This window comes from Hymenobacter sediminicola, from assembly GCF_014250515.1.
In the GTDB taxonomy this organism is placed as follows: domain Bacteria; phylum Bacteroidota; class Bacteroidia; order Cytophagales; family Hymenobacteraceae; genus Hymenobacter; species Hymenobacter sediminicola.
The window spans coordinates 3,387,327-3,403,000 of sequence record NZ_CP060202.1 but is presented as its reverse complement, the minus strand read 5'-3'; the positions used below and the strand labels follow the sequence as shown (position 1 = coordinate 3,403,000).

The 15,674-nt window shown below is 57.2% G+C and carries 14 protein-coding genes; 2 read left to right on the top strand and 12 right to left on the bottom strand.

Features of this window, described 5'->3' with window-relative positions; genetic code table 11:
• The 3 genes from H4317_RS14535 to H4317_RS14525 all read right to left on the bottom strand — a co-directional run bounded on the left by H4317_RS14535 (window position 1) and on the right by H4317_RS14525 (window position 5,050).
• Window positions 1–3,090 carry an efflux RND transporter permease subunit gene (locus H4317_RS14535; RefSeq protein ID WP_185887299.1) on the bottom strand — a complete coding sequence of 1,030 codons (3,090 nt, stop codon included), beginning with the start codon at window positions 3,088–3,090 and terminating at the stop codon, window positions 1–3.
• A 108-nt stretch (window positions 3,091–3,198) separates the two neighbouring features.
• Window positions 3,199–4,356 carry an efflux RND transporter periplasmic adaptor subunit gene (locus H4317_RS14530; protein WP_185887298.1) on the bottom strand — a complete coding sequence of 386 codons (1,158 nt, stop codon included), beginning with the start codon at window positions 4,354–4,356 and terminating at the stop codon, window positions 3,199–3,201.
• Between the two features lie 187 nt (window positions 4,357–4,543).
• Window positions 4,544–5,050 (bottom strand): YciE/YciF ferroxidase family protein, encoded by a 507-nt coding sequence (locus H4317_RS14525; RefSeq protein ID WP_185887297.1) that lies wholly within the window; start codon window positions 5,048–5,050, stop codon window positions 4,544–4,546.
• A gap of 132 nt (window positions 5,051–5,182) precedes the next feature.
• On the opposite strand from H4317_RS14525, the gene H4317_RS14520 reads away from it, so the two are divergent.
• Window positions 5,183–5,545: an MGMT family protein gene (locus tag H4317_RS14520; protein ID WP_185887296.1), complete on the top strand. Its 363-nt coding sequence runs from the start codon at window positions 5,183–5,185 to the stop codon at window positions 5,543–5,545.
• Window positions 5,546–5,841: 296 nt separating this feature from the next.
• Window positions 5,842–8,598: a TonB-dependent receptor gene (locus H4317_RS14515; RefSeq protein ID WP_185887295.1), complete on the top strand. Its 2,757-nt coding sequence runs from the start codon at window positions 5,842–5,844 to the stop codon at window positions 8,596–8,598.
• Between the two features lie 116 nt (window positions 8,599–8,714).
• On the opposite strand, the gene H4317_RS14510 is transcribed toward H4317_RS14515, so the two are convergent.
• From H4317_RS14510 to xseA, 9 genes are all read right to left on the bottom strand, one after another.
• Window positions 8,715–9,134, bottom strand: a complete 420-nt coding sequence (locus H4317_RS14510; protein WP_185887294.1) for a response regulator — start codon at window positions 9,132–9,134, stop codon at window positions 8,715–8,717.
• On the bottom strand, window positions 9,131–9,946 hold the full coding sequence (locus tag H4317_RS14505; RefSeq protein ID WP_185887293.1) for a sensor histidine kinase: 816 nt from the start codon (window positions 9,944–9,946) through the stop codon (window positions 9,131–9,133). The genes H4317_RS14510 and H4317_RS14505 overlap by 4 nt, the downstream gene beginning before the upstream one ends.
• Complete coding sequence (locus H4317_RS14500; protein ID WP_185887292.1) at window positions 9,939–10,625, bottom strand: hypothetical protein; 687 nt, start codon at window positions 10,623–10,625, stop codon at window positions 9,939–9,941. The genes H4317_RS14505 and H4317_RS14500 overlap by 8 nt, the downstream gene beginning before the upstream one ends.
• A gap of 90 nt (window positions 10,626–10,715) precedes the next feature.
• Window positions 10,716–11,429 (bottom strand): hypothetical protein, encoded by a 714-nt coding sequence (locus tag H4317_RS14495; protein ID WP_185887291.1) that lies wholly within the window; start codon window positions 11,427–11,429, stop codon window positions 10,716–10,718.
• Window positions 11,430–11,563: 134 nt separating this feature from the next.
• Window positions 11,564–12,307, bottom strand: a complete 744-nt coding sequence (locus tag H4317_RS14490) for a hypothetical protein (RefSeq protein WP_185887290.1) — start codon at window positions 12,305–12,307, stop codon at window positions 11,564–11,566.
• Window positions 12,308–12,520: 213 nt separating this feature from the next.
• Window positions 12,521–13,102 (bottom strand): hypothetical protein, encoded by a 582-nt coding sequence (locus H4317_RS14485; protein WP_185887289.1) that lies wholly within the window; start codon window positions 13,100–13,102, stop codon window positions 12,521–12,523.
• A 159-nt stretch (window positions 13,103–13,261) separates the two neighbouring features.
• Window positions 13,262–13,600 carry a hypothetical protein gene (locus H4317_RS14480; RefSeq protein WP_185887288.1) on the bottom strand — a complete coding sequence of 113 codons (339 nt, stop codon included), beginning with the start codon at window positions 13,598–13,600 and terminating at the stop codon, window positions 13,262–13,264.
• 133 nt (window positions 13,601–13,733) lie between these two features.
• Entirely contained in the window at window positions 13,734–14,027 is a 294-nt protein-coding gene (xseB, locus tag H4317_RS14475; RefSeq protein ID WP_185887287.1) for an exodeoxyribonuclease VII small subunit, read from the bottom strand.
• 74 nt (window positions 14,028–14,101) lie between these two features.
• The gene (xseA, locus tag H4317_RS14470; RefSeq protein WP_185887286.1) at window positions 14,102–15,466 is read right to left on the bottom strand and encodes an exodeoxyribonuclease VII large subunit; all 1,365 of its coding nucleotides are present in this window, start codon (window positions 15,464–15,466) and stop codon (window positions 14,102–14,104) included.
• Window positions 15,467–15,674: the final 208 nt, after the last annotated feature.

The window sequence follows — 15,674 nt, the reverse complement described above, 5'->3', positions numbered from 1 at the left end:
CTAGGCAGCTACGGCCTTGGCTTTCTTCTCCTGTTTCTGGCTATGCTTTTTTGCGGTGGCGAAGTAAGAGTACATTACGGGCACTACGTAGAGCGTGAGGCCCGTAGCGAAAAACAGCCCACCTACTACCCCGATGCCCATAGCGCGGCGGCTGAGGGCGCCTGCCCCGGTGGCAATGGCAATGGGCAGAATACCCAGAATAGCGCACAAGGACGTCATCAGGATGGGGCGGAAGCGGGCCGTGGCGCCCTCAATCAGGCCAGTCATGTAATCCTTGCCCTGCTCTACCTGCTGGTTGGCAAACTCCACAATCAGAATACCGTTTTTCGTCACCAGCCCAATGAGCATGATGATGCCAATCTGCGAGAACAGGTTGAGGGTTTGATTGAAATACCACAGACTTAGCAGCGCGCCACTCAATGCCAGTGGTACCGTCACCATGATGATGACCGGGTCGCGGAAGCTCTCGAACTGCGCCGCCAGCACCAGATAAATCAGCACCAAAGCCAGCCCGAAGGCAAACACCAACGATGAAGAGCTTTCCTGGAAGTCGCGGGAAGCACCGGAGAGTTCAGTAGAGAATGTTTCGTCGAGTTGCTTGTCGGCAATAGCCTGCATGGCCGCAATACCGTCGCCGAGGGTTTTGCCAGGCGACAGGGAAGCCGAGAAAGTAGCCGAGTTGTAGCGGTTGAAACGGTAGAGTTGGGGCGGCGTGCTGCTTTCCGTAAGCCGAATCACGTTGTCGAGCTGCACGAGCTGGCCGTCTGCGTTTTTCACGGAGAGCAGGCGCACGTCCAGCGGCTGGTTGCGGTCTTCGCGGGCCACCTGCCCGATAATCTGGTACTGCTTGCTGCCCCGGATGAAGTAGCCGTAGCGCTGGCCGCTCAGGCCCGCCTGCAGCGTCTGGCTGATGCTCTGCACACTCACGCCCAGGCTCTGTGCTTTTTCCCGGTCAATATTGATGCGCAGCTCGGGCTTATTGAATTTCAGGTTGACGTCCACGAACTGGAACGTGGGGTCCTGGCGGGCGGCGTCCAGGAATTTCGGTACGGCTGCTCGCAGCTTTTCAAAGTCCTGCGTCTGCACCACAAACTGTACCGGCAGTCCGCCGCCGCCACCACCGCCGCCGCCGATGCTCTGGTCTTGCGACACCGAGGTACGCGCAGCCGTCAGGTTCTTGACTCCTGCCGTGAGAGCCTTCGCTACATCGTCTTGGTTCTTTTCGCGCTTGTCGGCTTCTACCAGCAGCACGCGGGCCGTACCGGAGTTAGAGCCGCCGCCGAAGCCCGGCGACGTCACAGCAAACACACTGCTCAGATTGTCGCCGGTCGAGTCTATGGCCATCTTCGTTATCTGGGCCATGTAGGCATCCATAAACTCAAACGAAGCGCCTTCAGGGCCGGTAGCATTGACGTTGACCCGGCTGCGGTCTTCCACCGGAGCCAGCTCCGAAGGAATTGTCTTCATGAAAAACCAGATGCCTACGCCGGTGCCCAGCACGACCACCCAAGCCAGCCAACGGTTGTTCAGGAAGGTTTTGAGGCTGCTTTGGTAGCCGCCAATCATGCTCACGAAAAATGGCTCAGTTTTGCGGTAAAACCAGTTGTGCTTTTCCTCCCGCTTGAGCAGCACGCTGCACATCATGGGCGTAAGCGTGAGCGAAACGAAGGCCGAAATCAGTACCGAGCCGGCCACCACAATGCCAAACTCGCGGAACAGACGCCCGGTAATACCGGTCAGGAATACCACCGGCAGGAACACCGCCGCCAGTACCACCGTGGTACTGATAACCGCCATCAGGATTTCTTCGGAACCTTTAATAGCGGCCGTCTTAGGGTCTTCGCCTTCCTCGATGCGCGAGTAGATGTTTTCTAGCACCACAATGGCGTCATCTACCACCAGGCCGATGGCCAGCACGATGGCCAGCAACGTCAGCACGTTGATGGAGAAGTCCAGTAGGTACATCACGAAGAAAATACCCACCAGTGACACGGGAATGGCTACTACCGGAATCAGTGTGGAACGCCAGTCGCGCAGGAATAGGAAGATGATAACCACCACCAGCACGAAGGCTTCGATGATGGTGTGCTCTACCTCGTTGATGGACTTGCGGATAAACACCGAGTTGTCGAAGCCCGGCTTCAGCACCAAGTCTTTGGGCAAGTCCTTGCCGTACTGCTCCAGGCGTTTGTTGAACTCGTCGGCAATATCAATCTGGTTGGAGCCCGGCTGCGGAATGACGGCCAGGCCTACCATCGGCACACCATTTACCTTAAAGATGGTTTGGTCGTTTTCAGGATACAGTTCGGCGTAGCCAATGTCGGAGAGGCGCACTAACGAATTGGCGTCCTTACGGATAATGAGGTTGTTGAAGTCTTCGACGGTGGACAGGCGGCCCATGGTGCGCAGCGTAAGCTGGGTGTTTTCGCCCTGCACGGCACCGCTGGGCAGCTCCACGTTTTCGCGGGTCAGGGCGCTTTGCACCTCCACCGGAGCCACGCCCAGCGCCGACAGCTTCACGGGGTCGAGCCACAGGCGCATGGAATATTTCCGCTCGCCATATACCCGCACTTCCGACACGCCCGGAATGGTTTGAATTCGCTCTTTGAGGGTGTTGTTGGCGTAATCAGTCAGCTCGAGCAGATTGCGCTGCGAACTGCTGAGGTAAGTCATCACAATCGGCTGAGAGTCGGCATTGGCCTTGCTCACGATGGGCGGGTCGATGTCGCGCGGAAGGCGACCCTGCGCGCCCGAAACCTTGTCGCGCACGTCGTTGGCCGCGGTTTCCAGGTCGGCGTCGAGGTCAAACTCTACCGTAATCTGGGTGCGGCCGTCGCGCGAGTTCGAGGTTAGATTCTTGATGCCGGCAATGCCGTTCAGCGCTTCTTCGAGCGGCTCAGTTACCTGGCCCTGCATTACATCAGCCGAGGCACCGGTATAGCTCGCCGACACCGTAATGATGGGCGGGTCTACGCTCGGGTATTCCCGGATGCTGAGGTAACGAAACCCAATCACGCCGAAAATCACGATGACGAGGCTCATCACGATGGCGAGGACCGGGCGGTTGATACTGGTGGAGGATAAGCTCATAGGTCTGTTTTCAGGCAGTGTCTCTTACTAGGTGTCGCCTTGGCTTACAATGGGTGAACAGCCACCGCGAAACTTGGCGGTATCTGCATCGAGACACGGCGCGTAGGGCTATTTGGTCACGCGCACGGCATCACCGGGCTTCAGCTGCAGAATACCCGTGCGAATCACAGAGTCGCCGACAACTAGGCCATCCGTTACCTGAATCACCTTGTCCGAGCGAATCCCAATTTTCACTTTCTTCGGCGCCATTTTGCCATTTTTTACCGTGTACACGCTGTAGCCACTGGCTTCCGGAATAACGGCCTCAGTCGGCACCTGCAGCGCGTCCGTCGACTCGCCGAGCTGCAGATTTACTTTCACGAAAGCGCCGGGCCGGAGCTCATCGTTGGTGTTGGCGTAGCGGGCTCGCACCGGCTGGGTGCGGCTCACGGGGTCAATCTGCGGGTCAATGGCGTAGACCTTGGCATCGTACTTTTTGTTGGTCGCCTCGTCCGTTACGCTCACCACGTCACCGACGCGCACATTGTTGGCAAAACGGCCCGGCACAGCAAAGTCAATCTTGACAGGGCGCACGCGGGAAAGGGTCGTAATTTCGGTGCCGGGGCTCACGTAAGTACCCACGGTGGCGGTAGTCAGGCCTAGCACACCATCGAAAGGGGCTTTCACAAACGCACGGTCCAGCGTAGCGCGTAGCGCCTGCAAATCCGACTGGGCCGTGAGCAACTGGTTATTCGCCTGCTCATACTCCTGGGCGCTGATATATTCCTTGTCCAGCAAAGTGCGCTGGCGGCGCTCCTGGTCACGGAAAAGCTTGATGTTGTATTCTTGTTTCCGGATGCCGGCCTGTGCTTCGTCGGCGTTGATGCTGAACAGTAGCTGACCTTTGCGCACCGGCTGGCCTTCCCGGATATTCAGGCTGGTGATTTTGCCCGACAGCTCGCTCTTAATCACCACCGACTCATCTGCCAGTACCGAGCCAGTAGCGGCTACCTCGTCGGAAAGGTTGGTGGGTTTCACCACGTATACCTGTACCGGTAGCTTTTGGGCGCCGCCTTTGCCACCGGCTCCGCCGGGTCCACCTTTGCCGGAGCCTGCCCCTTTGCCGCCACCGCCTTTGCCGTCGGCGTTCGGCGAAGGGAAATACTTCATCTTAACAAAGACCAGCCCGGCCACAACGGCCAGCGTAACCAGAATCCAGAGCAGACGGCGGCTTTTGCCGGCAGGTACTTCGGCTACTTCTATTTCCTCGTGTTCTTGGGTTTGCATAAACAGCATATGGAGCCAACAGAAGTGTTGGACACCGGTAGATAACGGTTGACAACGCTAACTGTTTGCTTTGGGTTTACTCTTGTCCACGATGGGAACAGCCAGCGTGGGAAGACACAAAAAAAGCCCGCAGGTTGCAGGCTTTTTTTGTGCAAAGCAGTGTAGCAGGGGCACAAAACCTTCTTGTTTACTGCATTGCCTTCTGGTTAATATAATTTTTGGCAAGGTCATTCAGCTTGGTGTCCGTCAGCTGCTCTTCATCCAGTGTCTGGCGAAGCAGTTGAGCCGCTTCGGCATAGCCTAGACGGTCGGCGTAGTGAGCCGCTGTGCCATATCCTGATATTTCGTAATGTTCAATTCGTTGCGAAGCTGCAATAATAGCAGCGTCCATTACCTCGTCAGTGGCATTTTCCGACAGGGTTTTCTGGCCTTCTTTCACCAAGCCTTCCATGGCCTTACAGGTTTCGCCGTCTAGGTCAATATCCAGCAACTTGCCAATCTTTTCGAGGCGAGCTACTTGGTTCGTGGTTTCCTTGAGGTGCTTCTCAATACCAGCCCGCAGGCGCCCATCCTTGGCCGCGGCAGCCATTTGGGGCAGCGCCTTTACCAGCTGGTTTTCGGCGCTGTAGAGGTCCTTGAGCTCATGCTGAAATAAGTCTTCGAGAGTCTCGAGTTTTTTTGAGAAAAGTGACATATAGGTAGGGTAGTTTTTGAGGTGAAAAGCGTTGGCTTCCTTTACGCCTGCGTATGCGGCTTGTTATTGACGGGCTTGAGCGGCTACCTCCACCGTAGTAGCAGAATTTCTTGTTAAAACCCTGTTATCTGTATGGACTCCCCTAAAAATCAGTCGGACACTAGTCGTAATTTTTTTCAGGATGTAGAGGAAGTCGTACGCCTGATACCACCGGGCCGCGTAACTACCTATGGAGCAATTGCGCACTACCTGGGAGCTCGGCATGGCGCCCGTATGGTGGGCTATGCTCTCATTGCGGCGGCTCCGGCGTTGGGCCTCGAAAAAGTGCCCGCTCAGCGCGTCGTCAACCGCAACGGGCTGCTCACGGGCCGCCACCATTTTGCCACGCCCACCGCCATGCAGGAAGCGTTGGAAGCGGAAGGGGTACGCGTACAGGACGACCAGGTGGTGGACTTCAAAAAGCTGTTCTGGGACCCAGGCGTGGAACTGGAATAACCTCAACGTCTGGCCATGCGGGTTACCTGCGCCGCGCCTTCCCGCGCCTTCCCGCGCCGGTACCTGGCGGAGTGGAGCTGTTGCGCTTGGCTGGTACTCGATGTAGTTGGGTTCGGTAAAGCTCAGCGTAAACCCGAGGCAGGTTTCGGTAGCGCACTATTGCTGAGCAGGGGGAGTGGTACCAAATAGAAGCCGCAGTACGCAGCATCGGATAAACTCCACGTATCGGGCTTTTAGGCTCCCCATCAATCCCTTACCTTTGCATGGCGCAAACCCCGCGTCTCCTGCTTTTAGGTATGAAACAACCAGTACTAACCTCCCTGCTGACCTGCCTGACCGTGATGACGGCAGCGGCACAGGGCACTTATTCCATCAAGGGCCGCGTGCTCGATAAGCTGACGGGCGAAGAACTGCCTGGCGCTACCGTGCAAGTCACGGGCAACGGTGTGAACACCGGCGCCGGAACCGAGGCCAGCGGCACATACGCTGTACCTAATCTGAAGCCGGGCACTTACGTAGTAAAGGCGTCTTTTATCGGCTACAAACCTAGCCAGCAGACCGTAACCATCGGCAACCAGAACTCGGTGGCCACATTCCGGCTCGATGCTGATAATGCCACCCTCAATGAGGTGCAGGTAGTAGGTACGCTGGGTATTGCCGTAGAACGTGAAACGCCGGTAGCGTATTCGACCGTGAATGAGGTGAAGCTGCGCGAAACGCTTTCCAACCGGGACCTGCCCATGATCCTGAACGAAACGCCAGGTGTGTATGCTACCCAGAGTGGCGGCGGCTCCGGCGACTCCCGCATCAATATCCGGGGATTCGACCAGCGCAACGTGGCTGTGATGGTGAACGGGGTGCCGGTGAACGATATGGAAAACGGCGCCGTGTACTGGTCTAACTGGGACCTAGGCGACGTAACGCAGAGCCTGCAGGTGCAGCGGGGCTTGTCGGCTTCCAAGATTGCCGTGCCGTCTGTGGGAGGTACCATCAATGTGGTTACCAAAGGCTTCGATAGCAAAAAAGCCGTGTTGGCACGTCTGGAAACCGGCTCCAACAACTACCGCAAAGCGTCGTTGATGCTGAGCAGTGGCACCGTGAAAGGCGACTGGACTTTTACGGCCTTCGGCTCCCGCCGCACCTCCGACGGCTGGGTAGACAAAGCGTATGACGATGCCTGGACTTACTTTGGCAACATCAGCAAGCGTATCGGCAACCACCGCCTGTCGCTGACCGGCATGGGTTCACCCCAGAGCCATGGCCAGCGCACGTTCCAGGCACAGGTGGGCCTGTACTCCGATGAAAAAGCCCGCGAACTGGGCGCCCGCCTCGTCAACAACGGCAACCGCGGCTTCAAGTACAATCCGTATTGGGGCTCTCTGACGCGCTATAAATATGACCCCAGCACCGATGCTACCTACGATACTGGGAAAGAGGAAACGCTGAATGAGCGCTCCAACTACTACCATAAACCCCAGATCAACCTCAACGACTATTGGCAGGTAAACGACCGGCTGTTCATCAGCACGGTACTGTACGCTTCCTACGGCCGGGGTGGCGGGGTGAGCGGCCTGACCAGCGGCAACTCCAGCACTATCAGAGCCAACTCGGCTACGGGCCAGACGGATTTCCAGGGCATCTACGATTTCAACGTCCGCAATTACCCCACAGTCGGGGGCGTGCGGAACATCAACGAAGAGCGCCAGTCGACGCAGTTTCTCATCAACAACGTCAATAACCACCGCTGGTATGGCTTCGTGGTGGGCGGCGACTATAAGCTGAAGGAAAACCTCACGCTTTCTGCTGGCGTGGATGGCCGCAGCTACTATGGCCTCCACTACCGTGAGGTGCGCGACCTGCTGGGCGGTGACTACGTCCGGCCAATTGCGGACCGGAATTCTGACCCCAACAGCCGCCTGCGAGTGGGCGACAAGCTCAGCTACAACTACGACGGCAAAACGCGCTGGATCGGGGGCTATAGCCAGGTAGAATACAAAACGCCGGTATTCTCGGCGGTGCTTAGTGGCACCCTCTCCGAAATCCGTTACAAGCGTATCGACTACTTCCAGCCTAAAGTGGTGAATGTGAATGGCCAGACGTACCCTGTTGCTTTCGGGCAGACGCAGGTGATTGACGGGCAGATCTATACCAACGCCGATGGCAGCTACGTGGAGACGGACTGGGTGAAGTTTCGGGGTTATAGTGTAAAGGGCGGTGCCAACTACAACCTCACGGAGCGCAACAACCTGTTCTTCAATGTGGGCTACAACAGCAAAGTGCCGTTCTTCAACTTTGTGTTCAACACCCAGGGCCGCCAATTCGCGGGAGTGAAGCCCGAAGGCATTACCAGCGTTGAGTTGGGGTACGGTATCACGTACCCCAGCCTGAAAGCTACTCTGAACGCCTACTACACACTGTGGGCTAACAAAACGACTACTTCCTTCCAGACGCTGGACGGCGTGCCTACCTACACCAACGTCCGCAACGTAGATGCTCGCCATATGGGCATCGAAATGGCCGTTGCGCAGGATATTAGCCGCCGCCTGCAGCTGAATGCTGCTATTTCTCTCGGCGACTGGCGCTGGGTTGGCAAAGGACTGGTGAACCAGACCAATGAAGCCAATGAAATTATCGGCGAGCCAGATCAGCCAGTTTATCTGGACGGGGTGCACGTCGGCGACGCCGCCCAGAACCAGTTCCAGCTGGGCTTGCGCTACGAGCCGTTCACCAACTTCTACATTCGGCCGTCGTTCCTGCTGTTTTCGAAGTACTTCGCCGACTTCAACCCGGACAACATCCGGAACGAAGAGAGCAGCACCGACTCGTATCGTCTGCCCACCAGCCGCAACCTCGATATCCATTTTGGGTATGAGCTGAAGCCGATTCATGGAGCCCGTGTGAGCTTCCGCGCCTCGGTACTGAATGTGCTGAACGAGTACTATTTCACGGACGTCTCGAATCGCAACAACTCAAACGTGGTAGACCCTAACCTGATCCAAGCCTTCTTCAACCGTGGCCGTACCTTCACGGTGGGCATGGCAGTAGGCCTGTAACCAAGCTACTCTTGTCGAGCATCAACATAAAAGCGCCGGCTCCTAGTGGAGCCGGCGCTTTTATGTTGATGGCATAATGAGCTACCGGGTTGGTAGTGGCTACTTGCCAATGCGCACTAAATCTGGGTAGAAGCCATTGCCGGCTGCGACTCACTATTGTGGGCGGCCAGAATGGCGCCGCGTACTTCTTCGGGGCTGGCGTTTTTGAGTAGGTAACCATGTGCGCCTTCGGCCTTCAAGCTGTCAATCAGTTCCGGCTCATCGTGCATGGAAATGATGATAACCCGAATCCGGGGATACTGCGCGCGCAACAGCCGTACCGTCTGCAAGCCGTCGAGGTTGGGCATCTGCAGATCCATAAGAATTACATCCGGCAACGTGCCCTGGTCGAGGCGCTGAAGCAGTTCTTCCCCGTCGCCCGCTTCAAATAGAACTTCCATTCCAGGGAAGCCACTGATAAGGGCCCGAAGACCTTTGCGAAAGAGAATATGGTCGTCGGTTACAGCTAAACGAATGAGTGCAGGCGAGGGAGTCATAGGGCAGCAGAGAGAACAGGTGCCTGAAGGGCAGTAAGATACGGAATAGGGAAGGAAATCCAAACCTGGCTACCGGCCCCTGGGCCAGACTCATAGCGGAGCGTGCCCTGGAGCACGGCCACGCGACTGCGCAGGTTGGTAAGGCCGTGGCCGGTACGGGAGCCAGGCAGGGGTGCCGCTTCTACCAAAGCAGGGTCGAAGCCCACACCGTTGTCGGTGTAATGCAACGAAAGCGTATCGGTACCGAAGTCCACAATGACGCTGATGACCTCGGCGTGCGCATGGCGCAGGCCGTTGCCAATCAGCTCCTGCACCACGCGGTACACAATAAGCTCATACTTGGGCTCAAGGCGCCGGGGTTGCCCACGCTGTTCGAGTAGGAGCCGGGTGGGGCCGTCGGCGGGCACCGTCCGGGCCAAGGCGTCAAGCGCGAAAGGCAATCCGAACTTCTGTAGCGCGGCCGGCAACAGGTTGCGCGAGATACGGCGTACTTCCGTAATGGCTTGGTCGAGCAGGGAAGTGGCTTCCTGCGTAAGGCCAGGCTGCCCCAGCGTGCTCAGGTGCAGCTTCACGATGGCCAGTGTGGTGCCGACACCATCGTGCAGGTCTGCGGCAATACGGCGGCGTTCCTCTTCCTGAGCCAGCAGAGCAGCTTCAAGTGCTTGCTGCTGAGAAGTCTCGCGTACTTGGCGCAGTTGCTCCTGTTGGCGTAGTAGCCGCCGCTGATAGCGTAGCACAAAGGCCACAATGCCCAAGGCCAGCAGCAGCAGAACCGGCGTTGCCAGCAGCACAGGAACCAGCCAGTTATTCATGAAGTAGCAACGAGGACGGCCGGGAGGCGCGGTAAAAGGCTAAAGCAAACAAACTATACTGTAGCACGGCCACTCCCGATACCAGCAGTGAAACGATGTGCTGGCCCAGCGCATCGGTAGCTGCAACGAGGGGCAATACGAAAACATAGAGTAGTACCGTGCCCGAAAAATACATTACTATACCCGAAGTGACTAAAAAAAACGGGTCGTTTTCTAAACGAATAGCAGGCATGTGGCGGGCCAGCTGGTAGAAGTAGAGTATCCCGAAGCTCAGAAGCAGGGTGCTTTGCAGAGTATGTGTGTAAGCATGTACAGGTTGGTTACGCTCCAGCCAGAACCAATCTAGTAGCGCAAAGACCAGAAAGAAGGCTAGCGCAGCCACTACCGCCAAGCGCTGCCAGCGCAACAGAAAAACGTAATAGTAAACACTGCCCAGAAACAGAGTCTGAACCACGGTGTAGGAGTGCCAGAGTATACTTTCACCGGTTTCTGAGAGTGGGTGCACTGCCAGGACAGCAATGAATAAGGCCATGCAAGCCAGCCCCACAGTAAGGACACGCAGTGGCCGCGGCAGCAACCCCCACCGGACGATGGCTATTATCAGTGGGAACAGCAGTAGCAGCAGCGTGCTTTGCTCCATTCGTTCTGCTGCCCAAATAACCCAGGAAGAAGCTGGCATAAAACTATAGGCCCGCAACTCGCAATAGCCTAGACGGGGCTTGAAGATACTGGTTTGTGCGCGTTCTGGAACAGCGTACAGTTTATTTCGCTACTGAGTGAGCGGTAATTCGGGACGAGGCTGGCGGCTGGGGTGCGAAGCATACCAGAGGGCCGTAGCTAGCATGGTGTTGAAGAAGATTAACAGAATGAACTGAACAATGAACATTATCCAGATGATACCGGGGTCGGCGCCGTCGCGCATATACTCGGCCGCAATGTTAACCAGAACGGTGCCGGCGTAGTAGAGCGTGACGCCTACGCTAACCAAAAACAGCGGGTCCCGCTCGAGTAGAATGGCCAGTAACTCGTGCAGGATCTGGTCGAAGTACAATAGCACGGCCGTTAGGAGCACAATGAACTGGAGCGCGAAGGTGGCTACGTTGGGTGGCCCGTCGGCCCGGTAGCCTCCCTGGATGATGGATTCGTAGACGGCGACTCCCAGAAACAGGCCCAATAGGCCCAGTAGCACGCGGCGCTGCGTATGGTGGCGCAACACCAGTAGATAGGTAGTGCCAAAGCCCAGTGTTTCGGCCACCGTGAGCAGATGCAGGAAGGCAATATTGTAGTGCCAGAAATACCGCCCTATCTCACTTAGCAGACCCAGGCTGGCTTGAGCTACCACCGTCAGGGCAACTATGCGCAATGGCCGCTCCAGCCGGGACCAGTAACGCAGCCCGATTACCAGTGGTACGAGACACGTTGCCAGAGAAAACAGATTCAGCTGCTTGGCTAACGCTACCAGCCACGGAACGGGTTGCAACATGAAGCGAAACTATGAATAGGTTGTAATATACTGATACCTATTAATCAGTCGCTGTCAAACCAGAAATAATAGAAGTAAAAAGCCAGCCCCCGCTACCTGCGAGGGCTGGCTCAGGCCAAATAGAAGCGGAATACTTAGTGTACGAGGATGCTGCCAGGGGCACACTCACTGCTGATGCAGGGCAAGCCTTTGGCAAAAACGCGGTGATACGCCTCGACTTGGTCTTGGTGGTTGCCATCAATTCCTACCAGCACGAAAGTAGACTCGTCATTGTGCATCAAGGCGCGGTAGATGCGAATGCCGGTGGTGGCACCCTGGTGGAGAATTTCTTCAAAAATAGCCGCATCATAGTAGGCGCCGCGTAGCTGGCCGGGGTGGTGATACTGGTAGGTGCCAGTCCAGCGGACCGCCTGTTCCTGAGTAAGTGGTACTGAAACTGGGGCTGTAGCAGCCGAAAAGGCGCTTACATCTCCCGCAAGTGGGCTAACGGCGCACCACACCGGACAACGTGGGGCGGCGTCGAGTAGGCTAGCATAGGTCTGGTCGTGGCCAGCGGCATCAACTCCTACCAATATATAGAGGTCTTCGCCGGCATCGGTGGTGGCATTGTAGATGCGGATACCGATGCAGCCTTCCTGCCTTAGTAGGCTCTGGATGCCCTGAGCACTATAGCCCACGGCGCGCAGGCCGCTCGGATAGTGGCTGCGGTAGTTGTGCGTCCAGGAAATGGCCTGGTCCATGCTGATTTGCTCACCAGCGCCGGCTATGTTCTGAACGACTGACTTATTGGGCGCGGCGGCATTCTGTTGCTCTTGGCAGCCTGGTAAACAGACTAGGAACAGGCCGGCGGCCAGTAAGGAGAGAATAGGTGGTTTCATAATGGGTAAGAGTAGATAAACCGGTAGAAATAGATGACGAGCTGCTGCATAGGTGCAGCCAGCAGCAGCCTGAGTTCAATAATTGAAGAACTAGCGCGTTTTCAGTGCCTTCCGGTTTGGGAAGATACGAAGAAGTAGACGGATTGCCAGCGCGCGCACAGGCCTTCGCTCACCGTAAGCAAGGCGCTTGGCGGCAGTACTAATAAAACTCGTCTAGGAATGAGCTGACTGCGAATGCGCAGCTTTTGGGATGGTCTGAGGTTCATGCCCGGTCAGCCAGAAGGCGTAGGACAGCAACGCATACATCACCAAGTTCAGTGTAGTGAGTAATGGAATCGTGATGGAGTTATATTCCCAATAGCTGGTTAGGCTAGTTCGAACTAGAAATAAGACAAAAGTTCCCGCGTGAAATATCAGCAACGCTACACTTACGATGAATACCGGGTCACGCTCCAGCGCCACATTGCGCAGGTGGCGCAGGCTCTGCTCGAAGTACAGCAGAATCAGACTGACCAGCAGCAGATGCTTCACAACCAGCGTGTAGTTGTTGACGGTCACCAACTCGTTTTTAATGCCGTTCCAGAGGTCGTTGATAATGAACATATCAACCAGGGCAAAGGCTGTGTACAGCACCCCGATTAGCAGGAAATAACGGCGCAGCCGGAAGCGTAGGATATGGTAGTAGACGGCGCCGATAAACCAGACATCCAGAATATCCACCGTCTGCCACACGGCTATGTTGTAGCCAAGTAGCTTGCCGCAGGCTTCCCCCAAAATCGTCATGGCGGTCCACATCAGACAGCAGTAAACCATAGCCCGCAGTCCGGCCGAGAGAGAAGGCCAATACCGGAACCCGAAGTACAGCGGGAGTAGGATAGAACACTGTCCTATGTAATAGAAAATGTGTATCGCAAGCTTCAGCGCGTCAGATTCCGGCATGGTCATGGCCTCGGCTTAATGATTGAGTGGACTGATTACAGGGCAGGGGGGCGTTCCGGTGCCATGGTCATACAGCTCATACTCGCCCACCGTAGTCAGGTCGGCGCTGGCGGTAGCACTCACCAGAATCATGGTGTCAAGCGTTTCGGTAGTAGCTCCCGAATTAGCGAGGTAGATGCGGATGCCTTTCGCACCCGGCTGGTCTATAAGGGCCTGAAACACTTCTGAGGTAAAATATACCGAGCGAAGCTTGTTTGGGTGAGCTGTCTGATAGTTCCCGGTCCAGGTGACAGCGTCGTCGAGAGGAATAGTTGAACCTGATGTGTCTGTGAGAGGGCCGCAGTCCGGATCCATAGAGGAGGCAATAGAGTGTGAGAAGAATGGGACAAAACCGCCAATTGGTTGGGGCATTCAAATATAAGCCAAACCAAATTGAGGGCAAGCAAACTTCTTTACTCACCTGCCCGCTGGGGACATCTTAGTCAGCTCAGAAGAGCAGTCCGCCGCCGGTTTCACGGGGTGCCCGGGGCTGGCGGCGGGCTGCCGGAGCCGGCGTAGGTGCTTCCGGCTCGGGTTCAGGAAGCTCTTCTTCCTGGTCTAGGTTCTCAAAGACCCGGTCAATGGCATCTTCGGCTGTGCGGAGCTTTTGTTTGCAGAGCCGGATGAGGGTAGCAGAGCGCTGCACTCGCGCCGTTAGCTCGTCTACATCCACCGTATCGGTTTCGAGCGCGCGCAGAATGGATTCAAGCTCAGCTATGGCGTCGCGGTAAGTGGTTTCCATGGGATAAGGCAAAGCAGGTAATAGCCCGTAAAGATAGCAGGCTGGTTCAGGGTAAATGCTGCCCTGAAATCAGGTCAATCGGCTGCAGGTTGCGCCGCTGGCGGCATGCGCAGCGTGAGCAGCCGGATTTCAGCACGGTGCAGCAACCGTTCGGTAGCCAGCTGCAGCTGAAACCGGTGGGTGAGCAGCTGCTCGCGCCGCCGCCTATGCAGATAGCGGAAGCGGCGGGCCAGTGTATGGCCCAGCCGCCGCAACTGCCGGTGCTGGCCTTCAGCAGCGTGGTGGGCGGCCCGTTGCAGTGCCTGCCGGTGCTGGCCAAGCTGCTGCTCCTGCTGCCGCAACCGAAGGCGGGCCAACGGAGCCGCTGCCCGCACCCGTTGGCGCAGCGCAGTATAATGTTCCTGCAGGCGGTTTTGAGCCGCCAGATGGGTACGGCGCCCCAGCCGGTCGAAGTGGCTTGCGGATGCTTGCACTACTTCCTGGGCCACCTCCCGAATACGGCCCGCGTAGCCATCAAATACGGCATCCAGCCGGGCCAGCCGCTCAGCCAGAAACGCTGCAACAGCAGTCGGCGTTTTCAGGGCCAGATGGGCCGCTAAGTCCACTACGGCTTCGTCCCGCTCGTGCCCGATACCTGTAAGCACCGGCACCGGAAAGGCCCCGATGGCGGCGGCGAGGCCGTAGTCGTCGAAGGCCAGCAGGTCGATTTTGGAGCCGCCACCCCGAATCAGGACCACCGCATCGAAATACCGGCGCCGGGGCCGAATAGTGTCCAGTGCGGCCCTGATGCTGGCCGGCGCCTCTGTGCCCTGCATGCTGGCCGGAAACAGCGCCAGAGAAAACGCATACGGCGACTCTTCCAGCTGGCGCACAAAATCCTGAAAGCCGGCGGCTGTGGGCGAGGAAATGATGGCCAGCCGCTGGGGTGCCAGTGCCAACGGCAGTGCCCGCTGACGGTCTAGTAACCCTTTCTCCTGCAGCTTGCGCAACGTTTCGAGGCGCTGGCGGGCCAGTTCGCCTACTGTGTAGGTCGGGTCAATGGCCAGCACATCAAGGCTCAGGCCGTACTGCTCGTGAAACTTCACCTGCACGCGCAGCATGATTTTCAGGCCGACCCGAAGCTCCTGCCCCGTGTGCTCTTCAAACGCCGGGGCCACCTGCTGGTAGCGCTGGCTCCAGATGGTGGCGCGAGCCTGGGCCTTCAGCTGAGCGCCGCGGCCGGTCTGGTGCTGGTCGGTGAGGGTGAGGTAGCAGTGGGAGCCGTCGAAGCGCGGCAACGTGAGGTCGGCAATTTCGGCCACCACCCAGTAGGAGTCGGCAAATCGTTCCGTGAGCGTCTGCTTCACTCGCAGCAGCAACTCCGCCAGCGGCAGAGCCACAGGGGGCAGCGCCGAAGCCGGCAAACCTGGTTCAGAACGACGATTGTAGAGGGGCGGCATAGGTAGTAAAGGTAGCAGGTGCGAAGGGATGGTGCCAGTGCAGCCGCAAACCACAGGAAGAAAACAGCAGAGGCTGCCTACCTATTGCGGGCGGCCATTGCACCATCCGGAGCCGGGACCTTCGGTTCGGGGAGAGAGTTGCTGGTTTGCGGCCGGGTTTCACAACATATAGGTTCGTTTCGCGGTATGGCTTCCATATCTTGGCTTA